The organism is Nocardia sp. NPDC060249, assembly GCF_042728755.1.
Taxonomy (GTDB): Bacteria; Actinomycetota; Actinomycetes; order Mycobacteriales; family Mycobacteriaceae; genus Nocardia.
The window spans coordinates 1-25,117 of sequence record NZ_JBHXAQ010000010.1; the positions used below are offsets into that span (position 1 = coordinate 1).

A 25,117-nucleotide genomic window follows, 5' to 3' on the forward strand; every position below is an offset into this window, starting at 1 on the left:
GCCCGGTCCCATTCCGAACCCGGAAGCTAAGGCCACCTGCGCCGATGGTACTGCACTCGACAGGGTGTGGGAGAGTAGGACACTGCCGGAACATCATTGCGAAAGGCCCTCCAACTTCGGTTGGAGGGCCTTTTTGCGTTCCCAGGACACCTCTGTGTCCGATTCCCATGTGGGCCAGGTCACCCTGGAGTATGTTGTCGAGAACAACATTCGCTCCAGCTCGACCGCCCACAGGCGGTGGTTCCACGAAAGGCCCACGCTCATGCGTCAGGGGATCTTCGGCATCGCGGCCGTCTCGATCGCACTTCTCACCACTACGCTCACCGCCTGCGGTGACGACACCTCCACCTCCTCGGGAGGCGGTGCCGAGATCGGCGTGATCCTGCCCGACAGCAAGACCTCGGCGAGGTGGGAGACAGCGGATCGCAAGTACCTTCAGCAGGCGTTCGACGCCGCGGGGATCAAGGCCGACATCCAGAATGCCCAGGGCGACAAGAACGCCTTCCAGACCATCGCCGATCAGATGATCACCAACGGCGCCTCGGTGCTGATGATCACCAACCTGGACAGCGGCACCGGTAAGGCGGTCATCCAGAAGGCCAAGGCCCAGGGTGTGACCGTGATCGACTACGACCGGCTGACCCTCGGCGGCGGCGCGCCGTACTACGTGTCGTTCGACAACGTGAAGGTCGGACAGCTCATGGGCGACGGCCTGGCGAAGTGCCTGGCCGACAAGCAGGCCGCGAAGCCGGTCGTCGCCTACCTCAACGGCGGTCCGACGGACAACAACGCCGCCCTGTTCAAGAGCGGGTACGACGGCGCGCTGAAGCCGAAGTTCGACGCGGGCGAGTATGTGAAGGGTCCGGATCAGGCCGTCCCGGAATGGGACAACACCAAGGCGGGCACCATCTTCGAGCAGATGCTCACCGGCACGCCGAACCTCGCCGGCACCGTCGCGGCCAACGACGGGCTGGCCAACGCGGCCATCGCGGTACTGAAGAAGCAGAAGCTGAACGGGCAGATCCCGGTGACCGGGCAGGACGCCACGGTCCAGGGTCTGCAGAACGTCCTGGCCGGTGATCAGTGCATGACCGTGTACAAGGCGATCAAGCTCGAGGCCGCCGCCGGCGCGAAGCTGGCGATCGCCCTGGCCAAGGGTGAGAATGGCGAGGCGCCGAGCAGCGTCGACGATCCCGAGGCGAAGTCGAAGGTGCCCGCCGTACTGCTCGAGCCGAAGGCGATCTTCAAGAACAACGTGAACGACGTCGTCGCGGACGGGTTCGTCGACAAAGCCGAGCTGTGCGCCGGTGAGTTCACCAAGCTCTGCGCGGACAACGGCGTCCGCTGATGACCGACACCCCGCTCATCGAATTGCGCGGATTAGCGAAGAGTTTCGGCCCGGTCCATGTTCTGCACGATATCGACTTCGCCGCCTACCGCGGTGAGGTGACAGCCCTGGTCGGCGATAACGGCGCGGGCAAGTCGACCCTGGTCAAATGCATCGGCGGCACCCATGCCATCGACGCGGGCGAGGTGCTGTTCGACGGTGAGCCGGTGCAGATCGGCAATCCGAGGGATGCGGCCGAACTGGGGATCGAGATCGTCTACCAGGACCTCGCGCTCTGCGACAACCTCGACATCGTGCAAAACATGTTCCTCGGCCGGGAGAAGAAGCACGGCATCGTGCTCGACGAATACGGCATGGAGGAGCTCGCGGGCGCGACCCTGGCCGGGCTGTCGGTGCGCACGGTGAAGTCCGTGCGTCAGAAGGTGGCGAGCCTGTCCGGTGGACAACGCCAGACCGTGGCCATCGCCAAGGCCGTGCTGTGGAACAGCAAGGTGGTGATTCTGGACGAGCCGACCGCGGCGCTCGGTGTCGCCCAGACTCAGCAGGTCCTCGAACTGGTGCGCCGCCTGGCCGACAAAGGTCTTGCGGTGGTGCTGATCTCGCACAACATGAACGACGTCTTCGCGGTGTCGGATCGCATCGCGGCGCTGTATCTGGGCCGGATGGCCGCACAGGTACGGACCGCCGATATGACGCATTCGCAGGTCGTCGAACTGATCACCGCCGGTCGCAGTGGAAGTCTCGGAATCGGAGTGCAGGCATGAGCGTGGTCGTGACGGACAAGGCCGCCGAGCCTGTCGCACCGGTGACCGAGCTGGTCACCGGCTATGTCGCGCGGATTCGGAGCGGCAACATGGGTGCGCTGCCCTCGGTCATCGCGCTGGTCGTGCTGTCGGTCGTCTTCTGGATCGCGCGGCCGGTGTTCATGACCCAGGGCAATATCGCGAACCTGCTCACCCAGGGCGCCGCCATCGCGGTGATCGCCATGGGCTTGATCTTCGTGCTGCTGCTCGGGGAGATCGATCTGTCGGCCGGCTTCACCAGTGGGGTGTGTGCCGCGGTGCTGGCGGTCCTGCTCACCGACCAGGGCTGGCCCTGGTACGCGGCGGTGCTCGTCTCGTTGCTCACCGGTGTGGTGATCGGGCTGACCATCGGTGCGATCGTGGTGAAGATCGGGGTGCCGTCGTTCGTGGTGACGCTGGCCGCGTTCCTGGCGCTGCAGGGCGTGGCACTGAAGATCATGGACAACGGCCGCAATATCTCCATCCACGACGAGACGATCCTGGCGATCGCCAACAAGAATGTGCCGCCGCTACTCGGCTGGGTCATGTACCTGGCCCTGGTGGGCGGGTTCTCGTTCGTGCAGTACCGGAAGTTGCGGGCGCGCACCAGACTCGGGCTGACCGGCGAGACGGCACCGGTGGTCGCGTTGCGGATCGTCGCGGTGGCGCTCGTCGCGGGGACAGCGGTGCTGGTGCTCAACGACGAGCGCAGTCGCAATCCCGAGGTCAACTCGCTGCAGGGCATGCCGATCGTGGTGCCCATCATCATCGCGCTGTTGCTGCTGTGGACATTCGTGCTCAATCGCACCTCGTTCGGCAGGCATGTCTACGCGGTCGGCGGCAGCGTGGAAGCGGCTCGCCGCGCGGGCATTCCGGTCGACCGGATCAAGATCAGCGCCTTCGTGCTGTGCTCGGCGATGGCCGCCGTCGGCGGATTGATCGCGGCCTCGCGGGCCAATTCGGTCGATCCGAACACCGGTGGTTCCGATGTCCTGCTCACCGCGGTCGGGGCGGCGGTGATCGGTGGGACCAGCCTGTTCGGTGGGCGTGGCCGGATGCTCGATGCGGTACTCGGTGCCGCGGTGGTCGCGGTGATCAACAACGGGATGGGCCTGATGGGCTACAGCGCGGGCACGAAATTCGTTGTGACAGGATTTGTCCTGCTGCTCGCGGCGGGGGTGGACGCGCTGTCGCGCAAGCGTTCGCTGCCAGGAAGTTGACCATCGACCGGGAAGGCTGGGCCGGATGAGGGCTGCACCCGCCCCGGACGAGATCCGAACACGCAATCTCGCCGTGCTGCTGCGCCACGTCCACCTGAGTGGTCCAGTCTCGCGGGCGGAGCTGGCCGAGCGAATGGGCCTGAACCGCAGCACAATTCTGGCGCTGACCACCGATCTGGCCGCCGCCGGGCTGGTGAGCGAGGAGCTGCCCCGCCAGACCGGCAAGGCCGGACGGCCGTCGCTGGTGGTGCGGCCGGAATCGGAGCGGGTATTCGTGCTCGCGTTGGACGTCGGGGCGGACCGGCTCGCGGTGGCGCGGGTCGGTCTGGGCGGTGTGATTCTCGACCGGCGTGAAACACCACGTGACAGTACGGCCTTCGATCCCGACGAGGTGATCGAATCCCTGGCGGTGCTGGCGGAGACGATGATCGGCACGGCAGGACGCGACAGTGTCTGCGTGGGTGTCGGTCTCGCGTTCTGTGGGATGGTTCGGCAGGGCGACGGCGTGGTGCGGTACGGGCCGAACATCGGCTGGGTGGACGTGCCGGTGGGCGCGAAACTGTCCGAGCGGCTCGGTGTGGAGGTCGTGGTCGGCAACAACGCCAATCTGGGTGCGCTCGCCGAGCGCGAGCGTGGCGTCGGTGCGGGGGTGCCGGATCTGATCTATCTGCACGGTGAGGTCGGCATCGGCGGTGGCGTCATCATGGGCGGTGAGCTGCTCGCGGGTGAGGGCGGCTACGGCGGCGAGGTCGGGCACATGATCGTCAACCCCGGCGGGCGGACGTGCCGGTGTGGTTCACGGGGCTGCCTGGAGGCCGAGGCGGGGGAGCTGGCGCTGATCGCGCTGGCGGGGCGTGCCGACCTCACCGGTCGGGCAGCGGTCGAGGCGATCGTCGACGCGGCGGCTCGTGGTGACGCGGTCGCCCGCGACGCGTTGCACCAGGTCGGCGACTGGCTCGGCTACGGGGTGGCCAATCTCGTCAACATCTTCAACCCGACGATGGTCGTGTTCGGTGGTGTTCTGCGGGAGATCTACCTCGCCTCGGCCGCGCAGGTCCGCAGCCGGTTGGCGGTGAACGGACTACTCGCAGTCCGCGAAGGCGTTCGCCTGCGGACCTCCGCGCTGGCCGACGACGCTCCGCTGGTCGGGGCCGCGGAACTGGCGTTCGCCGACGTGCTGACCGATCCACTGCAGACACTGGCACGCAGCTCCGGCAGGTGATCGATCGGCGCCGGTCTCGCGACTATCGTGAAGGAATGGCGACCACAAGGATCGGCACGCAGATCAACGCGCCGCGCTCGACCGTCTACCGCCTGATGTTGGATGCCGACGCGGTCGCGGCCTGGATGCCCCCGCCCGGGATCACGGCCGAAGTGCACCGGTTCGAGCCGAAAGAGGGCGGATCGTTCTCGATCACCCTCACCTATGACGTGCCGACGGCCGAGGGTGAGACGCGGCCGCCGCACCGCGACGCCTGTTTCGGGACGTTCCGTACGCTGGTGCCGGATGAGCAGATCATCGAGGTGCTGGAATTCGTCACCGAGATCCCGGATATGACCGGTGCCCAAACAGTGACGTTCACCCTGACCGACGCCGACGGCGGCACCCACCTCGATACCTTGCACGAGGGGGTTCCGCCGGGGCTGAGCGCCGCCGACAACGAGAGAACCTGGCACCAGTCGCTGTCGAAACTGACGGCGCTGGCCGAGCGGGAATCGCGCGACTGACCATCGTCCGGCGAATCCGGACCTCAGCGCACCGCGTCGTCGGCGCGCGGCGTGATCGCCGAGGTGGGGACGAGGTTCCACGTCTCGAGCTGCTTGCGGATCTGCTCCGCGGCATCGATGTTGAGCGGACCGCTCGTCCACAGCGCGTACGGCAGGTTGAAGAACCGGCTGTCGCGAACCGCGCGCAGACCGTTGATACCGGGCTTGGCGCGCAGCAGGTCGACCTTCTGGGCGTAGCTCTGACCGGGGTAGTCGACGAACATGATCGCGTCCGGGTCGGCGGCCGCGAGCCGTTCCCAGGAGACCTTGGTCCAGGTGTCGTCGACATCGTCGAGGATATTGCGCGCTCCCGCCGCTTCGAGGATCGCTTGGGGCGCACCGTATTTCCCGCTGGAGTAGATGGTGTCGGTGCCGCTGTCGAACAGGAACACGGTCGGGGTGCGCGCCGGTTTCGGTGCGGCCGTCAGGGCGGCGAGCCTGCGGTCGAGATCGGTGACGACCTCGACCGCGCGCTCGGGGTGGCCGGTGATCGTGCCGAGGTCGGTGAGGTCGGTGCGCAACGCGGTCCACGGTTCCACGGTGCCGCGGGCGGCCGCGCCGTCGATTCGGCGACAGCTCTCGGTGAGGACGTAGGCGGCGACGCCGTCTTTGCGCAGTGAGGCGGGGGTGAGGTTGCTCGCCTCGTCGTAGCCGTAGCTCCAGCCGGCGACCATGACGTCCGGCCGCTGGGCGAGGACCGTCTCACGCGAAGGGTACTCGGGCGCAACAGAGTTCAAGCCGTTGACGATGTCGGCACCGTAGTGCGCACGCAGTGTGCCTGCGTCGCGCTGAATGCTGGAGACCGCGACGACCTGGTCCTGCGCGCCGAGGGCGAGCACCATCGAGATGAGATTTCCGTCGTTGACGAACATCCGCTGCGCGGGGGCGGGGAACGGGGTTTCCTTGCCGCAGTTGAGGATCGGGATCGTCGTCGCGGATCCCGTGGTTGTTCCGGAGCAGGCCGTCAGGACGGCGGCAAGGGCAGTGGTGGCCAGGATCCGGCCGTGGTTCTTCATCGTCGCGCCTCTCGCGGGGTGATCAACAGGTGGTCTTCGCCGGTCGCCGGGTGCTGGACGCGTGTCGCGTCCACACCGAATACCTCGGCCACGACATCGGGGGTCAGCGCCCGCGCCGGTGGCGCCGGTGGTCGGGTGGAACCGTTGTGCAGCACGATGATCCGATCGCAGTAGCGGTCGGCCAGGGACAGATCGTGCAGGGCGGCTACGACGGTCCGGTTCAGGCTTCGGATGAGGGCGAGCAATTCCAGCTGGTGGGTGACGTCGAGATGGTTTGTCGGCTCGTCGAGCAGTAGCACCGGGGTGTCCTGGAGCAACGCCCGGGCGAGCAGCACCCGCTGCCGTTCGCCGCCCGACAGGTGCTGTACCTGCCGGCCCGCGAAACCGGGCAGATCCACCGACGCCAAAGCCTGTGCCACCCGCTGCTGTTCGCGCGGGGCACCCAGGCCCCACGGTGGCAGATACGGCGTCAACCCGAGGGCGACCACTTCGCCCACCAGCATGTCGGCGGGCGGGTTCTCGTCCTGCGCCACCAAGGCCACCGTCGCCGCCCGCTGTCGCGGCCGAAGAGCGTGCAGCTGCTGACCGTCCACGAGCACGCGGCCATGGCTCGGCCGGGCTACCCCGGCCAAGACCCGAAGCAATGTCGACTTGCCGCTGCCGTTGGGACCCACGACACCGATGGTTTCCCCCGGCTCGATCGAGAAGTCCGTTCCGGCGACGATGGTGCGTCGACCGATGGCGCAGCTCAGCGTGTCCGCCCGGAGTGCGCCCTCGGTGGTCCGGGCGCGCGATCCGGGATCCGGTTCGACGGCGCGCAGCCTCATGGCGTGCCGAACTGGTAGCGCCGCCTGCCCATCAGCAGCAGGAAGGTGGGTGCGCCGATGAGACCGGTGAGCACGCCGACCGGGATTTCGGTGGGACGCACCAGGATCCGGGTTGCCGCGTCGGCCACCACCAGGAACAGGGCACCGCCGAGTGCGCAGGTGGGAAGCAGATGGCGATGGCGGGGGCCGACGATCATCCGGGCGGCGTGCGGAACGACCAGGCCGACGAAGCCGATGCCGCCCGACACCGCGACCAGGACGCCGACGAGCACCGCGAGCAGCACGAACAGACCGATGCGCAGCTGTCGCACCGGGACGCCGACCGACGACGCGGTTTCCGCGCCGAGGGTGAGCGCGTCCAGCCATCCGGCGATCGCCAGGAGGATCGCGCCGCAGACCGCCACCACCGTCAAGGGCAGGGCGATGGTCGTCCAATCGGCACCGGCGAGACTGCCGAGCAGCCAGAACAGCACCGACTCCGCCGCCGCCGGATCCGTGCTGCGAAAGACGAGGAAACTGCTGAACCCGGCGAACGCCGACCCGAGCACGGTGCCGGTGAGCACCAGCCGCAGCGGCGTGAGACCGCCCTGGGCGAACGCGATCAGGAACACCAGGGCCGCGGCGCCGAGCGCGCCGAGCAGCGCACCGCCCGACAGCGCCCAGATCCCCGCACCGGCGAACAACCCGGAGGTGATGACCGCGGCCGCGCCGACACCCGCGCCGGAGGAGACACCGAGCAGGAAAGGATCTGCCAGCGGATTGCGCACCAGCGTCTGCATCGCGGCCCCGGCCAGCGCCAACCCCGCGCCGACCACCGCTGCCAGCAGGGTGCGCGGCACCCGGAGCTGCCAGACGATGGTGTCGATGCCGAGGTCGGTGGGTGTCACGCCGGTGAGTCGCGCGGTGAGGGTGTCGAGCACCGCGGACACGGGCACGATCTCGGCGCCGAATCCGGTGGCACCGATCATGGCGACCAGCAGCAACACCGCGAGCAGGGGTAGCGCCAGCGAGATCCGAGCACGGATCATCGCGAATTCTCCACAGGCAAGCGCGGCCCTTTCAGCGGGTGTCCCGGCGAGGGAGGTCTGACTTTCGCCGCGAGGCGATCACAGTGGCGCGACCGTTCCGGAGTTGCACCGGATTCCCGCACCCGCCGAGGTTGGCACCCGAATTTTACCGCGGCACGCAGTGCCGATGCGGAGCCGGGCCCTTCAAATCATGGAAACGCTAATAGTGTTCGGGGACGATCGCGGTTGCTTGAATTCGTCTATGTACCGACCGAACACCTTTCGACCCGGCCTGCGTGGCCGCGCCACCGCCGCACTCCTCGCGATGGCAACCGTTGCGACGCTCGGCCTGACCGGCTGCGCGCAAGGCAACGACACACCGGTCGGCACCCCCGACGCGCCACTGCCCACCGAGGTTCCACCGGGCACCACGCTCGTCGTCGCCGATCAGTCGGAACGCCTGCAATCGGCGCTGCGGCTGTCCGGTGAGCTGGACAAGCTGCCGTTCAAGATCGAGTTCGCCAACTTCGTCGGCGGCCCGGCCATCCTCGAGGCGTTCCGAGCGGGCGCGGCCGACGTCGGTCAGGTCGGCGATGTGCCGCCGATCCACGCGCTGGCCGCGGGCCAGGACGTGCCGATCATCGGTTCCTACCAGACCAACCCCCAGGCCCTGAAACTCGCTGTGGCGCCGGGCCGTTCGATCAGCAAGCTCACCGACCTGAAGGGCAAGAAGATCGCCTACGCCGAGGGCACCGCCCAGCAGGCAGCGGTGCTGAAGGCGCTCACCAAGGCGGGTCTGAAGCCCACCGATGTGGAGCTGGTCCGGCTGCAGCTGGCCGAGTTCCCTGACGCGGTCCGCACCGCGCAGGTCGACGTCGCGCCGCTGATCGAACCCAACGTGACCCGGTTCCTCCGCACCGAGGGCGCCTCGCTGATCCCGGACTCGGAGACCACGGGCATCTACAGCGGCCTCGCCTACCTGTACGCGCGCCGGGCGGTGGTCCAGGATCCGGCGAAGGCCGCCGCCACCCGTGCTCTGGTCGGCGCGTTCGTGCGCGCCTGGCAGTGGACCAACACCCATCGCGAGGAATGGGCCACCCGCTACTACGTCGGAAGCCAGAAGGTCAGCGCCCACGACGCCAAGCGGATCGTCGAATCGCTGGGCACCTACACCTTCCCGCACCTGGACCAGCAGCTGATCGCCCGGCAGCAGACCACCATCGACGCGATCGACGCCGTGGGCGAGCTGCCCAAGAAGATCAAGGCCGTCGACGGTTTCGACCTGCGCTTCGACGCCGCGGTCACCGAGGCGGTCACCGCCAGCGGAGCCGCGTACGCACCGGCGGTGAGCTGATGGCCACCATCGATGCCGGGGCGCTGCGCAAACTCAGGACCAGCACCGCCCCGGTCGAGGCACTCGCCCCGCGCGGGCGAGGCCGGCGCAGACTGGGACCCGGCAAGCCGATCCCGTTCGGCTTCGCCCTCGGTCCGGTTCTGCTCATCGGTACCTGGGTCATCGGCTCCGCGATCGGGGCCATCGACCCGGAGACCCTGCCCGCGCCGTGGACCGTCGCGCAGACCGCGGGCGAGCTGATCGCCGACGGCCGGTTGCAGTCCAACCTGCTGACCTCGTTGCAGCGGGCCGTGATCGGCCTGGTCCTCGGTGTGGCGATCGGCGTGGTGCTCGCGCTGGTCGCGGGGCTGAGCCGGATCGGTGAAGCCGTAGTCGACGGTCCGGTGCAGATCAAGCGGGCGATCCCGACGCTGGCACTGATCCCGCTGTTCATCGTGTGGTTCGGGATCGGCGAGCAGATGAAGCTGATCGTGATCACCACCAGCGTGCTCATTCCGATCTACATCAACACCCACGCCTACCTGCGCAGCGTCGACGCGCGCTATGTGGAACTCGCCGAGACGGTCGGGCTGTCGCGGTGGGGTTTCCTGCGGCGGATCGCGCTGCCGGGTTCGCTGCCCGGCTTCTTCCTCGGGTTGCGGCTGGCGGTGACCATTTCCTGGCTCGCGCTGGTTGTGGTCGAACAGGTCAACGCGACCAGCGGCATCGGCTATCTGATGACGCAGGCGCGCACCTACGGGCAGATCGATGTGATCGTCGTCGGCCTGGTGATATACGGACTGCTCGGACTGTTCGGCGACCTCGCCGTGCGGGCAACGGAACGAAGGGTGCTGGCATGGCGACAGACACTGGGCGACTGAGCTCCGACGAGCGGGTCGTCGTCCGCACCCGCGCCCTGACGCGCGGCTTCGGCGAGCGAATCGTGTTGGACGGCATCGACATCGAGATCCGGCGCGGTGAGTTCGTCGCGCTGCTCGGGCGCAGCGGTTCCGGTAAGAGCACGCTGCTGCGGGCACTGGCCGAACTCGATTCCGAAGTGCCCGGATCCGGTGACCTGACGGTGCCGACGCAGCGCGCGGTGGTGTTCCAGGACTCGCGGCTGCTGCCGTGGACGCGGGTACTCGACAATGTGGTGCTCGGGCTGACCGGGCGCGACGCGCAGCAACGCGGGCGGTCCGCACTGGCCGAAGTCGGGCTGGCCGGACGGGAGAAGGCCTGGCCGCGTGAGCTTTCCGGGGGCGAACAGCAGCGGGTGGCCTTGGCCAGGTCGCTGGTGCGTGAGCCGGAATTGCTCCTGGCCGACGAACCGTTCGGCGCGCTCGACGCGCTGACCCGGATTCGGATGCACGCCCTGTTGCAGGCGCTGTGCGAGCGGCATCGGCCCGCCGTGCTGCTGGTGACCCACGATGTGGACGAGGCCGTGCTGCTCGCCGATCGGGTGCTGGTCCTCGACGAGGGCCGGATCACGATCGACCAACGCATCGAGACCCCGCGCCCGCGCAGGCACGCGCACCCGGAGTTCGTCCGGCTGCGCGAGGTACTGCTGACCGGGCTCGGCGTCGACACAACAGAGTCAGAGAAAGTGAAACAGGCCTCATGAGTGCACCGCGTCAACTGAGTCTGAACGCGTTCATCTACCCGTCCGGGCACCATGAGGCCGCCTGGCGGCATCCCGACAGCAGGCCCGACCGCATCTACGACGTCTCCTACTATCAGGAGATCGGGCGCACCGCGGAGGCGGCGAAGCTCGACGCGGTGTTCTTCGCCGACGGTCCCGCCCTGCGCACCGATGTTCGTCACAATGCGGCGCCCGGCCTGGAGCCGATCACGCTGCTCACCGCGATCGCCGCGGCGACGACACATCTGGGCCTGATCGCGACCGCGTCCACCACCTACTACGAGCCCTACAACCTGGCGCGGCTGTTCTCCTCGCTCGACCACATCTCCGGTGGACGCGCGGGCTGGAACATCGTCACCACCGGAACCGACCTGGCCGCGGCCAACTTCGGGCTCGAACGCCACCCGGATCACGCCGAACGCTATGCCCGCGCACGGGAATTCGTCGACGCGGTGGTCGGGCTGTGGGACAGCTGGGAGGACGACGCGATCGTGCTCGACCGCGCCGCCGGTGTGTACGCCGATCCGGACAAGATCCATCCGATCGACTTCGTCGGCGAGCACCTCAGTGTGCGTGGCCCTTTCAACGCCGCGCGGACACCGCAGGGACGCCCGGTCCTGGTGCAGGCGGGCGCCTCGAACGAGGGGCGCGCCTTCGCCGGCAAGTACGCGGAGGCGATCTTCACCGCGCATCAACGGCTTTCGGACGCGCAGTCCTTCTACGCCGACATCAAGTCCAAGGCCACCGAGTTCGGCCGCACCGCCGACGAGGTGAAGATCCTGCCGGGTATCAGCCCGTTCATCGCCGACACCGAGGCCGCCGCGCTGCGTTTGGAACGCGAGTTCAACGAGCTGACGGTGCCCGAATACGGGATCAAACAGCTGGAATCGATCACCGGCACGTCGCTGCGTGGTCTCGCGCTCGACGAACCGGTGCCCGCGCAAGTGTTCGCGGGGGCGGGCGATGTCACCGACAACGCGCGCAGCAGATTGCAGGTGGTGGCGGGGATCGTCGAGCGGGAACGGCCGACGCTGCGTGGGCTGCTGCACCGGCTGGCCGGTGCGCGCGGACACCGGGTGTTCGCGGGAACTCCCGAGCAAGTGGCCGACACCATCGAGGAGTGGTTCACCCAGGGCGCGGCGGACGGCTTCAACGTGATGCCGCCGTACTACCCGGGTGGGCTCGAGGTATTCGCCGAAACGGTGGTGCCGATCCTGCAGGAGCGCGGACTGTTCCGCACCGAATACACCGGGACCACATTGCGCGACCACTTCGGGCTCGCGCGCCCGGAAAGCAAGTTCGCCCGCAGTGCCGCACTAGCCGGATGACGGTGGGCTGTAGTAGCCGGCCCGGCACCCGCCGGTCGGTGATGGCGCCGTGACCCAGCTGCGATCCATGGCGCTGGCGGTCTTCGTTCCGTCCGCCATCTACGGAATCGGTTCGGGCGCAGCGGCTCCCATGCTGCCGCTGCGCGCACTCGAACTCGGCGCGTCGGTCGGCACCGCGGGCGTGGTCGTCGCCATGATGGGCTTCGGGCTCATTCTCGGCGATCTGCCCGCGGGCTGGCTGGTGGCCCGCACCGGGGAGCGCAAGGCCATCGCGCTCGGCTCGTTCACCTGCGCGCTCGGCTTGCTCGTGGCCATCCTCGCGCCGAATATCGCCGTGTTCGCGGTCGGGCTGCTGATCAACGGCGCCTCGGGAGCGGTGTGGGGGCTGGCCAGACAGACCTACATCGTGGCCGTGGTGCCGAGCGCCGATCGGGGACGGGCCTTTTCGGCGCTGGCCGGGTGGATGCGGTTCGGGTTCTTCGCCGGGCCCTTCCTCGGGGCGGGTGCGGTGCACTGGCTCGGTCCGATCGGTGGGCTGTGGATCCAGCTCGTCGCCATGCTGGTGGCGGGTGCGCTGGTGTTCGCCATGCCGGAGACCGATGGTTCGCCGACGGTGGTCAGCGACAACACGATTCGCGCGGTGGTGGTCGAGCATCGCAAGCTGCTCAGCACGCTCGGACTCGGCGCTCTGCTCATGGGTGCGGCACGGGCCGCACGACAATCGCTGCTGCCGTTGTGGGCGGTGCACATCGGCGCCGACGCGGCGACCACCAGCATCGTGTTCGGTATCGCGGGCGCGGTGGATGTGCTGATGTCGTATCCGGCCGGAATCTGGCTGGATCGCTACGGTCGCAAGGCGATCGGCGTTCCCGCGATGATCGCCTTCGCGGCGGGGTATGCCGCGTTGCCGTTCGCGGGGTCGGTGGTCGGGCTGACCGCTGTCGCCGTGCTGCTCGGCTTCGCCAACGGGTTGAGCAACGGCGTGATCATGACCGTCGGCGCCGATGTCGCGCCGGCGGGTCAGCGCGCGGAGTTCCTCGGCGCCTGGCGGCTCACCCACGACATCGGGATGTTCGCGGGCCCGATCGCGGTCGGCGCGATCAGCGCGGTGACAGTGCTCGGCGCGGCGGCGGGAGCGCTCGCGGTGGCGGGGCTCGGTGGAGCGGCCGCGATGTATCGCTGGTTCCCCGGACGTCCGGTTGGCGCGATGACGGCGCCGCCACCGCAGGCCGCGAGTCCGAAGGAAACCCGGGAGCCGGTGGAGAGCAATTGACCGTGCCGCCGGGGTAGCCTGCGGCGCTCGGCCGGACTAAGGCCAGGCGGGGTCGCGTCCGGTGAGGCCGAGGATACGGTCGAGGAGCGGGGCGGAAGCCGCGACGGGGACCTCGGGGCCGTAGATCCCCATCTCACGGCCCTGGTCGGCGGTGGCGGCGGTGTCGCTGTAGGTATCGCGCAGCAGGTCGTCGTCCCAGTGTGGCGTGTTGCCGACCGCGCGGGCGAGGTCCCAGCCGTGGACGATCAGTTCGGCGACCACCATCCCGCCGACCAGCGGTGCGGGAAGTTCCATCGGTCCACCCATGTAGGTGACGCCCTGCCACGCGGCGGGGTCGCGCCACGCGGTGGCGAGTTCGTCGAGGTGCGAGTCGAGGGCCGCGGCCCAGTCGTCGGTGAGATCGACAGCGGATTCGGCGGGCGCCACCGCTTCCTTGCGGGCGGCGCCGACCAGCGACGGTCCCCAGAACAGCAGGTGAGCGATCAGGGCCCGGACGTCGAACTCGGCACAGGGTGTCGGGTCGGCGAGCCGGCTCGGCTCCACGGTGCGGATGATCTTCGACATTGTCGTCGCGGCGCGCGCGACACGTTCGTTTTCGGACATGTACCGAGGTAACCACCGCGACGAGGGCGCTGTCTTGAACAAACGCGACATAGACTCGCCGGGTGGAACGCGACCCCCGCGAACTGGGCGGCGCCTGGCAGCTGTCGCAGCGCCATACGTTCATCGCACCGTCCGACGACCTGGCGCGATACGTCGAGCGGTACTGGGCCGTCACCTGGGATTACGAGCGGCCGTATCGGCAGTTGGTCGCGCCGCTGCCGAATGTGCACCTGACGTTTCGCGACGGTCGCGCCGAACTGCACGGCCCCTCGTCCTCACATGTCCACCGCGAGCTCACCGGTGCGGGTTCGGTGTTCGGCGTGGCCTTCCGGCCCGGCATGTTCGGTCCTTTCCTGGACGGTCCGGTAGCGAACCTGCGCGATCGAGTGATCGACGCCGCACCGGTTTTCGGCCCGCGGTTGCCCGATCCGGTGGATGTCGTGTCGGTCGAACGGTATCTGCGCGCGCACCTGCCCGTCGCCGATCCGGCCGCGGAGAACGCAGCGCGGATGGTGGCGATGATCGCCGGTGACGCGGGCATCACCACGGTCGACACGCTCGCGCGGCGCTGCGGGACGACCGTGCGCCGGGTGCAGCGGTTGTTCGCCGAGTATGTCGGCATCGGACCGAAGTGGGTGATCCGCCGCTACCGTTTGCAGGAGGTCACCGTGCGGCTCGCCGACGGCGTCGAGACCGACTGGGCCGCACTCGCGGCAGATCTCGGCTACGCCGACCAACCGCACCTCAGCCGCGATTTCCGCGCGATCTTCGGCGAACCACCGACGCACTACGCGCAACGGTACGAGTCGTGCGAGAAGTGACGACCCCGACCGGCAGGGCAGGCGGCGGCGGTACCCGAGCCGGCTGCTGCGCGGCGGTGCGCGCGACGGCGGCGGCAAGCGCTCGGATTCGACTGTCCCTACAGTGGAAATATGTCGTCATTCGATCGGCATCCGTCCACCGTCGCGGACTTCGACGATGCGCGTCGGCGGGAACGGTTGCGGGAAACCCGGCTCGGACACACGTGGGGCAGTTGGCGCCGGACCAGACTGGTGCTGCTGCGAATACTCGGGGTCCTGCTGGTCGCGATGATCGTGTTCGGGCAGTACTGGGTCCACGATGTGGTTCCCGAACGCGAGCGGCTGGCACAGACCGCACCGGAGTTGCTGCCCGCGAATCTGCCCGCCGATGCCCGGGATTGGGATACCGCCGTCGTCGATCTGGTCGGGCTCGGGGGAGTCAACGCGACGCCGACCGCCAAGGCCCTGCCCGCGCTCAGCCGCCTCGGGGTGGTGTGGGCGGTGCGCTACGACAACGCGGGTATCGACACCAAGGTCATCGCCGACATGATCGTGCGCGCCGCACGCTACGGCAATGTGCGCAATATCGTGCTGGTCGGTCACAGCATGGGCGGGATCATCGCGCTGGAGGTGGCGCGGCACATCCACCTGGGCAGCGATCGGCGATTGGTGGCCGTTCTGCTCGACTGCACGCCGATGAATCTGGACGCGGTCCGCCCGGAGAGTCGCAGTCGCGGTGCCGATCTCGTGCGATGGCTGGGCTGGTTACCCGGTGCCAGGGAGAGCAGGATCCTGCGGTTCGTGGTCGAGATGTCGGCTCGGCGTGAACGTTTCGCGCAGCGCGACGGGCTGTCGTTCGATATCGACTGGCGCGCGATGCGCGAGGCGTCCGCGCAGGTGTTGCGCGACAAGATCTTCTCCCGCGACGCCGCGGGCAACGGGTTGATCGAGGCGCAGTTCCTGGCGATCGTCGCGGGCGGCGGCACCGCGGATCTGCGGGCGCTCGGCAAGCCGCATCCGGACAAGCGCAACCCGGCGATCGTGTTCATCCGGCCACGCGACGGGGCCCGCGACGGCGTGGTGGACGTGGAGTATTCGCACAAGGTGCTGATCGAACAGTCCGGCGGCGTCGACGGCACCCTGCTGGTGGTGCGGCCGACCCAGATCGAGCACGCGAATCCGATTCAGCGACCCGCCGAGTACAACGCGGTCATCGAAGCGCAGGTCCTGCCGTTCGTGCGGCGCTATCAGGAAGCCAATCGCAACGACCCGCCCTGATCAGCGCACCCGGGTCCCGAGGATGGTGCGCACGCCGGCGATGAACAGCTGCAAGCCGAAGTCGAAGCGAGCGGTGGGGTCAGGGGTGTCGAGCAACGGTGTGTTGTCCTCGGGCAGCGCGCCGATGGAGTCCATCTGCATGCGCGACTGTTCGTCGACGGTCTGGCCGAGCACGTAGTAGAGCAGGGTGTAGGCCGTGAGATCGGCTTCCTCCCTGGTCATCCCGGCACGGATCACGATGCCCGCCAGGCGTTCACGCGCCTTGCTGGTGGTCAGCCGCGAAGCGTAGGTGGCCGAGACCAGTTCGGCGCCGTCGCGATAGGCGAGCAGGCAGTCGCGCAGTCGATGCGCCAGCTCGGTGAGCTGGGCGGGCCATTCGGTGGCTGCGATCGGCTCGTCCATCGGGGCGAGAATCCGGTCGGCCACCGCGCCGAGCAGGGTCTGCTTGTCCTTGACATGCCAGTACAACGCCCCCGGCTGCACCTGCAGCGAGCCCGCGAGGCGGCGCATCGTCAGATCGGCGAGCCCGTACTGATCGAGAATCGCGACGGCGGCATCGACCACATCCGTCTTCCGCAATTGCACGCGCGTCCTTTCGACAATTTTGCGACCCGAGTGTCGTGGTTCACTCGTAGCCGCTACCCTATCCTGAACACCGTTCAAGTTGCACGGCCACGCCGGGGGAGCACACCCACGGCACGTGCGCACACCCCGTCGAAGGGACATCACGTCGTGACGCAGGCACCCGTCCAGACCGATATTCTGGCCATCGCCCGTGAGCAGGTGCTCGAGCGCGGCGAGGGCCTCACCGAGCAGCAGGCCGTCGAGGTGCTGCGCCTGGGTGACGAACACCTGGAAGCGCTGCTCGAGCTCGCCCACGACGTGCGGATGAAGTGGTGTGGCCCCGAGGTGGAGGTCGAGGGCATCATCAGCCTCAAGACCGGCGGTTGCCCCGAGGACTGCCACTTCTGCTCGCAGTCGGGCCTGTTCCAGTCGCCGGTGCGCGCGGCCTGGCTCGACATTCCCAGCCTGGTCGAGGCTGCCAAGCAGACCGCCAAGACCGGCGCCACCGAGTTCTGCATCGTCGCCGCGGTACGCGGTCCCGACGAGCGCTTGATGGCGCAGGTCGCCGCCGGTGTGGAGGCCATCCGCAACGAGGTCGACATCCAGGTCGCGTGCTCGCTGGGCATGCTCAACCAGGAGCAGGTCGACCAGCTCGCCGCGATGGGTGTGCACCGCTACAACCACAACCTCGAGACCGCCAAGTCGCACTTCCCCAAGGTGGTCACCACCCACTCCTACGAGGAGCGTTTCGAAACCCTGCGGATGGTGCGCGAGGCCGGCATGGAGGTGTGCTGCGGCGGCATCCTCGGCATGGGCGAGACCATCGAGCAGCGCGCCGAGTTCGCCGCGCAGCTGGCGTCGCTGAACCCCGACGAGGTCCCGTTGAACTTCCTCAACCCGCGACCCGGCACCCCGTTCGGTGACCTGGAGGTGCTGCCCGCCGCCGACGCGCTGCGCGCGATCGCCACCTTCCGGCTCGCGATGCCGCGCACCATCTTGCGTTTCGCCGGTGGTCGCGAGATCACCCTCGGCGACCTGGGCGCCAAGCAGGGCATGCTCGGTGGGATCAACGCCGTGATCGTCGGCAACTACCTCACCACCCTGGGCCGTCCCGCCGAGTCCGACCTCGATCTGCTCGGTGAGCTGAGCATGCCGATCAAGGCGCTCAACGAAACCCTGTAAAACGCTGTGTACGATCGAGTATCGACCCAGGTCGGCAGGGATGACGCGACCGCCGAGTCACACGTCACGGAGGCGGTAATCGCATTGGACGAGCGCTACAACCCGTTCACCGGCAAGCGGATCGTGCCCGGGATCGACGACGTCACGCCCGCGTCGGCCACGCTCGGCCTCGAACCACCGCGATTCTGCGAGCAGTGTGGACGCCGGATGATCGTGCAGATCAGCCCCGACGGCTGGTGGGCCAAGTGCTCACGCCACGGCGTCATCGAATCGGCACAGTTGGAACGCCGGTAGTGCTCGGCCGCGGGGAGCGCCCCGAGGTGCTGCGGCGCGAGGTCATCGGCGTTGGCCTCGTCATGGCCGCGGTGCTGGTGGCGAGTGCGGCGGCCGGGGTGGTGTGGGGTCTGCTCGCCCCGACCGAGCGGTTGCGGGTGACCCAGCCGGGGCGCGCCGCGGTGCTCACCGGCGAGAGCCTGCACCTGTTCGACGCGGTCGGGATGTTCCTGTGCTTCGGCGCGGTGGTCGCGGTGCTGAGTGCGGTCGGGGCGTGGCGGGTGCGGACCACGCGCGGGCCCGCGCTCGTACTCGGCATGCTGCTCGCCTCGGGGCTGGGCGCTGTGCTGATGATGTGGATCGGGGAATGGGTTGCGGGCCTGCGTCATCCGCGACCCGACGATCCGGCGATCGGCCAGATCGTCGCGCTGCCGGCGGAGGTCGGGACCGATCTCGCGCTGCTGATCCAGCCGTTCCTCGCCGCCCTGGTGTTGTTGTTCCTCGCCGCGTTGCACCCGGCCGTGGATCTGGATTCCGGCGCGGCCGGGCTGCTCGGCGACCTGCGTCCGGCCGATGCCGGCGACGAGTCCGACGACTACCGCCTGCCCTACGGTGCCGAACAGTATCGGCCGAGCGGCGATTTCGATCCGAGTTCGCAACCACGCGGCTGAGCGGCCCTCGCGCGATACCATTTTCGCATAACAGCAGGTAGATACCGGCTGTCGTGTGAGAGGAACGGTCGTGGGATTCATCGGTGGTGGTCCGGTCGTCGAGGAACTGGACGCGAAATTCTGGCGGCTCACCGAACCGCTCACCTACCAGGGCGCGGTCGAAACCTTCACGGTGCCAGCCGGATTCCGCACCGACTTCGCCTCGGTGCCGCGCGCGCTGGTGTGGTTGATCCCGCGCTACGGTGCCTACACCAGAGCCGCGATCCTGCACGACTATCTGTGCCGCACAGACGAAGTCGGTCCCGCCGACGCCGACGGGATATTCCGGCGCAGCCTGCACGAGGCCGGGGTCTCGGTACCGCGGCGCTGGATGATGTGGACGGCGGTGCGCCTGGGCAGCCGGCTCCGTGGGGCGCGTTCGGTCGATGTGCTCGGGTGGTTGCTGATCGCGGTGCCCTCGCTGCTCTTTCTCGCGGTCCCGGTCCTGGTGGTGACCGCGGCGCTGCTGGTGTTCTGGGTGGTCGAGCTGGGCTTCTGGGCGCTGGGGCGGATCACCCGACGCACCGTGGCGCCGCCGCCGACACCGCAGATGAAGACCGCCTGATCGCGGATCTCACCCGGAACGGGGGAGGTGGCGGCGTCTTCGCGTGGCTATCGTTCGGCGCATGTCCGAGCCGAGCACCGACACCGCGCCCCCGGCCCCGCCCGTCGAATGGTCGATTCCGCGCGGTCTGATCGTGCTGCTCTCGCTCGGCGCGGGAGTGGTCACCATCGGCGGTCTGAAGGCCTTCTCCGGCATCGTCGGACCGGTTTTCCTCGCCCTCATGCTGACCATCGCGGTGCAACCGATTCAGAGCTGGGCGCGTCGCAAGGGCTGGCCCGCTTGGCTCGGCATGGCCGCGGCACTGGTGGCGGTGATCGCCATTCTGTTCGGCATCGGTGGGGCACTGGCACTGTCGGCGGTGCAGCTGGCCTCGCTGCTGCCCGAATATGCCGACAAGCTCAACGAATTGCTCGACCACGGGCGCAACTGGCTGTCGGATCTCGGGGTGAGCTCCGATCAGATCCACAAGGCGCTCAGCGGCATCGACCTGGGTAAGGCCGCGAGTGTCATCGAGGAACTGGTCGGCGGTGTGCTCGGAGTCTTCTCGAATCTGTTCTTCGTGGTGGCCTTGCTGCTGTTCATGGCCGTCGACGGGATGACGATGGACCGCAGGCTGTCGATCGTGGCTCGCGAACGGCCCGCGATCGCGCAGGCGCTGGGCAATTTCGTCACCGGGACACGCAAGTACCTCATCGTGTCCACGGTGTTCGGCGCCATCGTGGCCGTGATCGATGGTGGGGCACTGTGGTTGATGGGGGTGCCGCTGCCGATCCTGTGGGCGCTGCTGTCGTTCATCACCAACTACATCCCGAACGTCGGGTTCGTCATCGGCGTCATCCCGCCCGCACTGCTGGCCCTGCTCGACAGCGGACCGGTGCTGATGATCTGGGTGATCGTGGTCTATTCGGTGATCAATTTCGTGATCCAGTCGATCATTCAGCCGAAGTTCGTCGGTGACGCCGTGGGTCTCGGGGTCACCATCACGTTCCTGTCGCTGGTGTTCTGGGCGTGGGTGATCGGTGCGCTCGGTGCGCTGCTGGCGATTCCGCTGACGCTGCTGGTGAAGGCGCTGCTGTTCGACATCGATCCGACAACGCGTTGGGCGGATGTGTTGATCGGTGCGCCGATCGACCCAAAACCCACGCCGCAGAAGAAATCGGGCAAACCGGCCGAGCCCGAGACGGCAGTCGACAAGCAATAGCGAGCGCGGCGGATCGGCGTACCGAAAACCAGTGGAATGTGGCCGGACGCGCTCCCTATCCTGGCGGCATCGTATTTCGGGGAGGACCGTGACCATGAAGACCGCAGCCGGGCAAGCCACTGAGCCGCCCGCCGAGCGACCGGATCTGGTCGCCTGGCGCCGCCGCCACGCCCTGCGCAGCTCGTCCGCCGCCACCGCGGTGCCCAGCGGGCGCACCTACCGGCGCTCGCCGAAGCATCGCGATCGCCGCCACGATTCCTGACGCCGCCGGGACTATTCCGGTGCTGTCCGGGTCAGCACCACCAGCGGAAGCGGCTTGTCGACCTTGGCCTGATACTCGGCCAGCAAGGAGTTCTCCGCCAGCGCCCATGCCGCGAACTCGTCGTAGCGCTCGCCGGTGAGCACGTCGGCTGTCGCCGCGAACTTCTCGCCACCCAGTTCGATCGTGACCCGTGGGTCGGCCTTGGCGTTGTGATACCAGGCCGGGTACCGGTCCTCGATGAACGAGCTCACATACATCAGATCGCCGCGATAGAGCGCGCCGAGCGGAACCACATGCGGCTTACCGCTTTTGGCGCCCGTCGTCGTCAGCAACAGCAGGGTGGCGCCCGCGTAGTCGCCGCCGACCCGACCCTGGTTCTCGCGGAACTCCGTGATGACCCCGTCGTTCCAGCCCGCCATCTCCTCCTCGGAGAACTCCTTGTTCCAAGGAGCATCCGGGTCGTCGTAGGAGGTGGTCTGCTTCGCGTCCGTCGCGTCGTTGTCCATGCTCGCAGTGTGGCACCGGCCACCGACAACTTTCGGCTCTCGACCGACTGCCACGGCTAGCACGTATTTCGGTCAGGTCGGAGGCCGGAGGGCGGCGAACTCGTCGGTGACCCGCAGGCCGGAGTCGGTGAAGCGGTAGAGCGCCGCGGGACGGCCGCCTGCCCGGCCGGACGGGGCGGTGTCGCCGGTGGGAGTGATCACCTTGCGGCGGGTGAGGACTCGCTGGAGGTTGGTGGTGTCCACGTCGTAGCCCAGTGCGGCGCAATAGATTTCGCGCAGGGTCGACATGGTGAAGGTGCCGGGGGCCAGGGCGTAGGCGATGTTGGTGTAGGAGAGTTTGGCGGCCAGGCGGGTGCGGGCGTGGTCGACGACGGTGCGGTGGTCGAAGGACATGTCGGGCAGATTCGAGACCGGGTGCCAGGTGGTGTCGGACGGGAGTTCGGGTTCGGTGGTGAGGGGGACCAGGCCGAGGTAGGCCGAGGCGATGCGGCGCGGGGCGGGGACGCGGTCGGGGTGGCTGAACACCGATACCTGCTCGAGGTGGTGCAGATCGCGCACGTCGACCTTCTCGGCGAGCTGGCGCCGGGCGGAGGTGTCGAGGTCTTCGTCGTCGCGCAGGCGGCCGCCCGGTAGCGACCACGTGCCCTTCTGTGGATCGAGCGCGCGTTCCCACAGCAGAACCGCCAACTCCGGGTGCTTGGCGCCTCTACCTGCGGAAATGCTCGAGGGGAAGCGGCGAACCTGGAACACCGCGGTGAGCGATTCGTGGATGGTGTTACTATGGGGCACGTTTTCGATTGTAAGTCGAAAACCTGGTTTGGTGCGAATCGCGGCGATGGAGCCGCTCGCACGATGAAGGGAGCCACCATGGCGACGACGACTGCACAGCGGACGCTGATGGATTCGGTCTTCGACGGACCCACCGGCTACGCGGGTGTCGAGGCGACGCCGGAATGGGCGCAGGAGGTGCGCCGCCTGGCGCGCGAACGCAATGCGACCATCCTCGCGCACAACTACCAGCTGCCCGAGATCCAGGACGTGGCCGACCACGTCGGCGACTCGCTGGCCCTGTCGCGCATCGCGGCCGAGGCCGAAGAGGGCACCATCGTGTTCTGCGGCGTGCACTTCATGGCGGAGACGGCCAAGATCCTCAGCCCGGCCAAGACTGTGCTCATCCCGGACCAGCGCGCGGGCTGCTCGCTGGCCGACTCGATCTCCGCCGACGAACTGCGCGCCTGGAAGGCCGAGCACCCCGGCGCGATGGTGGTGTCGTATGTGAACACCACCGCCGAGGTGAAGGCACTCACCGACATCTGCTGCACCTCCTCCAACGCCGTCGACGTGGTCGACTCGATCGACCCCGACCGCGAAGTGCTGTTCCTGCCGGACCAGTTCCTCGGCGCGCACGTCAAGCGCGAGACCGGGCGCGAGAACATGCACATCTGGGCGGGCGAGTGCCACGTGCACGCCGGCATCAACGGTGACGAGCTCACCGAGCAGGCCCGCACCCACCCCGATGCCGAGCTGTTCGTGCACCCGGAGTGCGGTTGCGCCACCTCGGCGCTGTACCTGGCCGGCGAGGGCGCGTTCCCGGCCGAGCGGGTGCACATCCTGTCGACCGGCGGGATGATCGACGCGGCGAAGGCGTCGCACTCCAACCAGGTGCTGGTGGCGACCGAGATCGGCATGCTGCACCAGCTGCGCAAGGCGGCCCCCGGGATCGACTTCCAGGCCGTCAACGACCGCGCGTCCTGCAAGTACATGAAGATGATCACCCCCGCCGCGCTGCTGCGCTGCCTCGTCGAGGGCGCCGACGAGGTGCACGTCGACCTCGCGATGGCCGAGGCCGGTCGCGCCTCGGTGCAGCGGATGATCGCCATCGGCAACTCCGGTGGTGGAGAGTGACCGGCACCGTTCGGCCGAGCCGGTAACGACCATGATGGTTTCCTGGGAGGCCGAGGTCGACCTGGTGGTCATCGGCGGTGGGGTCGCCGGTCTCACCGCGGCGCGCACGGCCTCGCTGCGTGGGCTGCGGGTGCTCATTCTCAGCAAAGGTGGCCCGACCGATACGTCGACGCAGTACGCGCAGGGTGGCATCGCTGTCGTCGCGCCACGGGGTGATTCGGTCGATTCGCACGTGCGTGACACGGTCGAGGCCGGGGTGGGCCTGTGTGAGGTCGGCGCGGTGCGCTCGATCGTCGAGGGCGGGCAGGCCGCGGTTGCCGCGCTGACCGACCTCGGCGCGGTCTTCGACCTCGGTCGCGACGGGCAGATCTCGCGCACCCGCGAGGGTGGGCACAGCACGCGTCGCATCATTCATGCCGGTGGGGACGCTACCGGCGCCGAGGTACAGCGTGCGCTGAACGCCGCGGGGCTGCCGGTGCTGTTCGGCGCCGCCGCGCTGCGCGTGGTGACCGGGACCGACGGTGTGCAGGGCGTTGTCGCGGTGTCGGACAACGGTTTCGGCGTCGTCCATACGCCCTCGGTGCTACTGGCCACCGGTGGGCTCGGGCAGCTCTACGCGCTGAGTACCAATCCGCCCGGCGCGACCGCGGACGGTGTGGCGCTGGCCTTGTGGGCCGGGGCCGCGGTGGCCGATCTCGAATTCGTGCAGTTCCATCCGACGGTGCTCTACACACCCGGCGGGGTTGGCAGGCGGCCGTTGATCAGCGAGGCGGTTCGTGGCGAAGGCGCGATACTCGTTGATTCCCACGGGAACTCGGTGACCGCCAGCGTGCATCCGCGCGGTGACCTGGCGCCGCGTGACGTGGTGTCGCGGGCCATCGCGCAGCGGATGCGGACGCTCGGTTGCGATCATGTCTTCCTCGACGCACGTGCCATCGAGGGATTCGCCCAGCGGTTCCCGACGATCACCGCCTCGTGCCTGGCGGCGGGAATCGACCCTACGGCGCAACTGATTCCGGTCGCGCCCGCCGCGCACTATCAGTGCGGTGGCGTTCTCACCGATACGCAGGGGCGCACCGGTGTCGCCGGGCTCTACGCGGCGGGCGAGGTCGCCAGGACCGGGCTGCACGGTGCCAACCGTTTGGCCTCCAACAGCTTGTTGGAGGGACTTGTGGTCGGTGAACGGGCCGGTGCGGCGGCGGTGGAGCGGGTCGGTGTTCGGGCGCGGGTCGACGAGATCGCGCCGTGGACACTGGAATTCGCTGATCGTTCGGTGGTGCAGCAGGCGATGACCGAGCATGCCTCTGTCGTACGCGACGGTGTCGGCCTCACCGAGGCGCTGAGGCGCATCGAGGCCGGGACGTCGACGGTGCCGGTGCTCGGTGCGGGTGCGGAAGTGCTCGGTCGGGGCGTCGCTGACGCGGCTCGGTCGGTCGGCGTTGCGGAACAGGACTCGGCAGAGCCGGAATCGGTGGACGCGGCGCAGCACCTGCGGCGGATCGAAGACGCGGCGCTCACGGTGACAGCGCGGGCGCTGTTGCGGGCGGCGGCCCGCCGGACCGAGAGTCGCGGGTGCCACACGCGGTCGGAGTATCCGGAGACTGTCGAGCGGCAGCAGCACAGCACCGCTATTCGTCTCGACGCGCACGGTGGTCTGGAACTGTCGTCCGTGGCTGTCGGTTCCGAGCCGGTGCCGGCAGGAGTGCGGTGCGGGTAGTCGATGATCCA

27 protein-coding genes, 1 rRNA gene and 1 riboswitch are annotated in these 25,117 nt (G+C 68.4%); of the genes, 21 read left to right on the forward strand and 7 right to left on the reverse strand.

Going from position 1 to position 25,117, the window contains the following annotated elements:
- From rrf to ACFWFP_RS27125, 6 genes are all read left to right on the forward strand, one after another.
- Window positions 1-91, forward strand: a 5S ribosomal RNA gene (rrf, locus tag ACFWFP_RS27100); the annotation flags it as partial.
- 171 nt (window positions 92-262) lie between these two features.
- Window positions 263-1,348: a sugar ABC transporter substrate-binding protein gene (locus ACFWFP_RS27105; RefSeq protein WP_379299576.1), complete on the forward strand. Its 1,086-nt coding sequence runs from the start codon at window positions 263-265 to the stop codon at window positions 1,346-1,348.
- Window positions 1,348-2,112 (forward strand): ATP-binding cassette domain-containing protein, encoded by a 765-nt coding sequence (locus ACFWFP_RS27110; protein ID WP_379299578.1) that lies wholly within the window; start codon window positions 1,348-1,350, stop codon window positions 2,110-2,112. The genes ACFWFP_RS27105 and ACFWFP_RS27110 overlap by 1 nt, the downstream gene beginning before the upstream one ends.
- Entirely contained in the window at window positions 2,109-3,350 is a 1,242-nt protein-coding gene (locus tag ACFWFP_RS27115; protein ID WP_379299580.1) for a sugar ABC transporter permease, read from the forward strand. The genes ACFWFP_RS27110 and ACFWFP_RS27115 overlap by 4 nt, the downstream gene beginning before the upstream one ends.
- A 25-nt stretch (window positions 3,351-3,375) precedes the next feature.
- The gene (locus ACFWFP_RS27120; protein ID WP_379299582.1) at window positions 3,376-4,572 is read left to right on the forward strand and encodes an ROK family protein; all 1,197 of its coding nucleotides are present in this window, start codon (window positions 3,376-3,378) and stop codon (window positions 4,570-4,572) included.
- 35 nt (window positions 4,573-4,607) lie between these two features.
- A complete protein-coding gene (locus ACFWFP_RS27125) occupies window positions 4,608-5,078 on the forward strand; it encodes an SRPBCC domain-containing protein (protein ID WP_379299584.1) in 471 nt (156 codons plus the stop codon).
- A 23-nt stretch (window positions 5,079-5,101) separates the two neighbouring features.
- Here the strand turns inward: ACFWFP_RS27125 and ACFWFP_RS27130 are convergent, their stop codons facing one another.
- From ACFWFP_RS27130 to ACFWFP_RS27140, 3 genes are read right to left on the reverse strand one after another with little or no spacing between them, the layout of a single operon-like run.
- Window positions 5,102-6,133 carry an ABC transporter substrate-binding protein gene (locus tag ACFWFP_RS27130; RefSeq protein WP_379299586.1) on the reverse strand — a complete coding sequence of 344 codons (1,032 nt, stop codon included), beginning with the start codon at window positions 6,131-6,133 and terminating at the stop codon, window positions 5,102-5,104.
- Window positions 6,130-6,960: an ABC transporter ATP-binding protein gene (locus ACFWFP_RS27135; protein WP_379299588.1), complete on the reverse strand. Its 831-nt coding sequence runs from the start codon at window positions 6,958-6,960 to the stop codon at window positions 6,130-6,132. The genes ACFWFP_RS27130 and ACFWFP_RS27135 overlap by 4 nt, the downstream gene beginning before the upstream one ends.
- Window positions 6,957-7,988: a FecCD family ABC transporter permease gene (locus tag ACFWFP_RS27140; protein ID WP_379299590.1), complete on the reverse strand. Its 1,032-nt coding sequence runs from the start codon at window positions 7,986-7,988 to the stop codon at window positions 6,957-6,959. The genes ACFWFP_RS27135 and ACFWFP_RS27140 overlap by 4 nt, the downstream gene beginning before the upstream one ends.
- Before the next feature lie 32 nt (window positions 7,989-8,020).
- A riboswitch (cobalamin riboswitch) is annotated at window positions 8,021-8,146 on the reverse strand.
- Between the two features lie 83 nt (window positions 8,147-8,229).
- Between ACFWFP_RS27140 and ACFWFP_RS27145 the strand changes: the two genes are divergently transcribed.
- From ACFWFP_RS27145 to ACFWFP_RS27165, 5 genes are read left to right on the forward strand one after another with little or no spacing between them, the layout of a single operon-like run.
- A complete protein-coding gene (locus ACFWFP_RS27145; protein WP_379299592.1) occupies window positions 8,230-9,321 on the forward strand; it encodes an ABC transporter substrate-binding protein in 1,092 nt (363 codons plus the stop codon).
- A complete protein-coding gene (locus ACFWFP_RS27150) occupies window positions 9,321-10,181 on the forward strand; it encodes an ABC transporter permease (protein WP_379299594.1) in 861 nt (286 codons plus the stop codon). Before ACFWFP_RS27145 ends, ACFWFP_RS27150 begins: the two co-directional genes overlap by 1 nt.
- The gene (locus ACFWFP_RS27155) at window positions 10,157-10,921 is read left to right on the forward strand and encodes an ABC transporter ATP-binding protein (protein ID WP_379299596.1); all 765 of its coding nucleotides are present in this window, start codon (window positions 10,157-10,159) and stop codon (window positions 10,919-10,921) included. Before ACFWFP_RS27150 ends, ACFWFP_RS27155 begins: the two co-directional genes overlap by 25 nt.
- On the forward strand, window positions 10,918-12,267 hold the full coding sequence (locus ACFWFP_RS27160; protein WP_379299598.1) for an LLM class flavin-dependent oxidoreductase: 1,350 nt from the start codon (window positions 10,918-10,920) through the stop codon (window positions 12,265-12,267). Before ACFWFP_RS27155 ends, ACFWFP_RS27160 begins: the two co-directional genes overlap by 4 nt.
- Before the next feature lie 49 nt (window positions 12,268-12,316).
- Window positions 12,317-13,540: an MFS transporter gene (locus tag ACFWFP_RS27165; protein ID WP_379299600.1), complete on the forward strand. Its 1,224-nt coding sequence runs from the start codon at window positions 12,317-12,319 to the stop codon at window positions 13,538-13,540.
- A 36-nt stretch (window positions 13,541-13,576) separates the two neighbouring features.
- Here ACFWFP_RS27165 and ACFWFP_RS27170 read toward each other — a convergent pair whose 3' ends face one another.
- Window positions 13,577-14,143: a TIGR03086 family metal-binding protein gene (locus ACFWFP_RS27170; protein WP_379299602.1), complete on the reverse strand. Its 567-nt coding sequence runs from the start codon at window positions 14,141-14,143 to the stop codon at window positions 13,577-13,579.
- Between the two features lie 62 nt (window positions 14,144-14,205).
- Between ACFWFP_RS27170 and ACFWFP_RS27175 the strand changes: the two genes are divergently transcribed.
- Window positions 14,206-14,964: a DUF6597 domain-containing transcriptional factor gene (locus tag ACFWFP_RS27175; protein ID WP_379299604.1), complete on the forward strand. Its 759-nt coding sequence runs from the start codon at window positions 14,206-14,208 to the stop codon at window positions 14,962-14,964.
- 111 nt (window positions 14,965-15,075) lie between these two features.
- Complete coding sequence (locus ACFWFP_RS27180) at window positions 15,076-16,221, forward strand: alpha/beta fold hydrolase (protein WP_379299606.1); 1,146 nt, start codon at window positions 15,076-15,078, stop codon at window positions 16,219-16,221.
- Here the strand turns inward: ACFWFP_RS27180 and ACFWFP_RS27185 are convergent, their stop codons facing one another.
- The gene (locus tag ACFWFP_RS27185; RefSeq protein WP_379299608.1) at window positions 16,222-16,806 is read right to left on the reverse strand and encodes a TetR/AcrR family transcriptional regulator C-terminal domain-containing protein; all 585 of its coding nucleotides are present in this window, start codon (window positions 16,804-16,806) and stop codon (window positions 16,222-16,224) included.
- Window positions 16,807-16,953: 147 nt separating this feature from the next.
- Here ACFWFP_RS27185 and bioB point away from each other — a divergent pair, with 147 nt between their 5' ends.
- The 6 genes from bioB (at window position 16,954) to ACFWFP_RS27215 (ending at window position 20,978) form a co-directional block, all read left to right on the forward strand.
- Entirely contained in the window at window positions 16,954-17,967 is a 1,014-nt protein-coding gene (gene bioB, locus ACFWFP_RS27190) for a biotin synthase BioB (RefSeq protein ID WP_378637307.1), read from the forward strand.
- A gap of 84 nt (window positions 17,968-18,051) precedes the next feature.
- Entirely contained in the window at window positions 18,052-18,261 is a 210-nt protein-coding gene (locus ACFWFP_RS27195) for a hypothetical protein (protein ID WP_067459555.1), read from the forward strand.
- Window positions 18,261-18,911, forward strand: coding sequence for a DUF2567 domain-containing protein (locus tag ACFWFP_RS27200; protein ID WP_379299610.1), 651 nt, complete (start codon window positions 18,261-18,263; stop codon window positions 18,909-18,911). The genes ACFWFP_RS27195 and ACFWFP_RS27200 overlap by 1 nt, the downstream gene beginning before the upstream one ends.
- Before the next feature lie 70 nt (window positions 18,912-18,981).
- Window positions 18,982-19,515 (forward strand): DUF1353 domain-containing protein, encoded by a 534-nt coding sequence (locus ACFWFP_RS27205; protein WP_379299612.1) that lies wholly within the window; start codon window positions 18,982-18,984, stop codon window positions 19,513-19,515.
- Between the two features lie 61 nt (window positions 19,516-19,576).
- Window positions 19,577-20,716 carry an AI-2E family transporter gene (locus tag ACFWFP_RS27210; protein WP_379299614.1) on the forward strand — a complete coding sequence of 380 codons (1,140 nt, stop codon included), beginning with the start codon at window positions 19,577-19,579 and terminating at the stop codon, window positions 20,714-20,716.
- Window positions 20,717-20,810: 94 nt separating this feature from the next.
- Window positions 20,811-20,978 (forward strand): hypothetical protein, encoded by a 168-nt coding sequence (locus tag ACFWFP_RS27215; protein ID WP_379299616.1) that lies wholly within the window; start codon window positions 20,811-20,813, stop codon window positions 20,976-20,978.
- Between the two features lie 11 nt (window positions 20,979-20,989).
- Here the strand turns inward: ACFWFP_RS27215 and ACFWFP_RS27220 are convergent, their stop codons facing one another.
- Together ACFWFP_RS27220 and ACFWFP_RS27225 are read right to left on the reverse strand one after the other, a co-directional pair.
- Window positions 20,990-21,484 (reverse strand): nitroreductase/quinone reductase family protein, encoded by a 495-nt coding sequence (locus ACFWFP_RS27220; protein WP_379299618.1) that lies wholly within the window; start codon window positions 21,482-21,484, stop codon window positions 20,990-20,992.
- A 72-nt stretch (window positions 21,485-21,556) separates the two neighbouring features.
- Window positions 21,557-22,273, reverse strand: coding sequence for an NUDIX domain-containing protein (locus ACFWFP_RS27225; RefSeq protein WP_379299620.1), 717 nt, complete (start codon window positions 22,271-22,273; stop codon window positions 21,557-21,559).
- A gap of 78 nt (window positions 22,274-22,351) precedes the next feature.
- Between ACFWFP_RS27225 and nadA the strand changes: the two genes are divergently transcribed.
- Both nadA and ACFWFP_RS27235 read left to right on the forward strand, forming a co-directional pair.
- The gene (nadA, locus tag ACFWFP_RS27230) at window positions 22,352-23,389 is read left to right on the forward strand and encodes a quinolinate synthase NadA (RefSeq protein WP_358072383.1); all 1,038 of its coding nucleotides are present in this window, start codon (window positions 22,352-22,354) and stop codon (window positions 23,387-23,389) included.
- Between the two features lie 34 nt (window positions 23,390-23,423).
- Complete coding sequence (locus ACFWFP_RS27235) at window positions 23,424-25,106, forward strand: L-aspartate oxidase (protein WP_379299839.1); 1,683 nt, start codon at window positions 23,424-23,426, stop codon at window positions 25,104-25,106.
- Window positions 25,107-25,117: the final 11 nt, after the last annotated feature.

Bases quoted from the DNA above. Each gene is read 5' to 3' on its own strand.
- ACFWFP_RS27215 (WP_379299616.1), top strand. From the start codon at position 20,811: ATGAAGACCGCAGCCGGGCAAGCCACTGAGCCGCCCGCCGAGCGACCG.
- ACFWFP_RS27150 (WP_379299594.1), top strand. From the start codon at position 9,321: ATGGCCACCATCGATGCCGGGGCGCTGCGCAAACTCAGGACCAGCACC.
- nadA (WP_358072383.1), top strand. From the start codon at position 22,352: ATGGCGACGACGACTGCACAGCGGACGCTGATGGATTCGGTCTTCGAC.
- ACFWFP_RS27155 (WP_379299596.1), top strand. From the start codon at position 10,157: ATGGCGACAGACACTGGGCGACTGAGCTCCGACGAGCGGGTCGTCGTC.
- ACFWFP_RS27115 (WP_379299580.1), top strand. From the start codon at position 2,109: ATGAGCGTGGTCGTGACGGACAAGGCCGCCGAGCCTGTCGCACCGGTG.
- ACFWFP_RS27105 (WP_379299576.1), top strand. From the start codon at position 263: ATGCGTCAGGGGATCTTCGGCATCGCGGCCGTCTCGATCGCACTTCTC.
- ACFWFP_RS27235 (WP_379299839.1), top strand. From the start codon at position 23,424: ATGGTTTCCTGGGAGGCCGAGGTCGACCTGGTGGTCATCGGCGGTGGG.
- ACFWFP_RS27140 (WP_379299590.1), bottom strand. From the start codon at position 7,988: ATGATCCGTGCTCGGATCTCGCTGGCGCTACCCCTGCTCGCGGTGTTG.
- ACFWFP_RS27145 (WP_379299592.1), top strand. From the start codon at position 8,230: ATGTACCGACCGAACACCTTTCGACCCGGCCTGCGTGGCCGCGCCACC.
- ACFWFP_RS27120 (WP_379299582.1), top strand. From the start codon at position 3,376: ATGAGGGCTGCACCCGCCCCGGACGAGATCCGAACACGCAATCTCGCC.
- ACFWFP_RS27180 (WP_379299606.1), top strand. From the start codon at position 15,076: ATGTCGTCATTCGATCGGCATCCGTCCACCGTCGCGGACTTCGACGAT.
- ACFWFP_RS27160 (WP_379299598.1), top strand. From the start codon at position 10,918: ATGAGTGCACCGCGTCAACTGAGTCTGAACGCGTTCATCTACCCGTCC.
- ACFWFP_RS27135 (WP_379299588.1), bottom strand. From the start codon at position 6,960: ATGAGGCTGCGCGCCGTCGAACCGGATCCCGGATCGCGCGCCCGGACC.
- ACFWFP_RS27210 (WP_379299614.1), top strand. From the start codon at position 19,577: ATGTCCGAGCCGAGCACCGACACCGCGCCCCCGGCCCCGCCCGTCGAA.
- ACFWFP_RS27220 (WP_379299618.1), bottom strand. From the start codon at position 21,484: ATGGACAACGACGCGACGGACGCGAAGCAGACCACCTCCTACGACGAC.
- ACFWFP_RS27170 (WP_379299602.1), bottom strand. From the start codon at position 14,143: ATGTCCGAAAACGAACGTGTCGCGCGCGCCGCGACGACAATGTCGAAG.
- ACFWFP_RS27130 (WP_379299586.1), bottom strand. From the start codon at position 6,133: ATGAAGAACCACGGCCGGATCCTGGCCACCACTGCCCTTGCCGCCGTC.
- ACFWFP_RS27110 (WP_379299578.1), top strand. From the start codon at position 1,348: ATGACCGACACCCCGCTCATCGAATTGCGCGGATTAGCGAAGAGTTTC.
- ACFWFP_RS27125 (WP_379299584.1), top strand. From the start codon at position 4,608: ATGGCGACCACAAGGATCGGCACGCAGATCAACGCGCCGCGCTCGACC.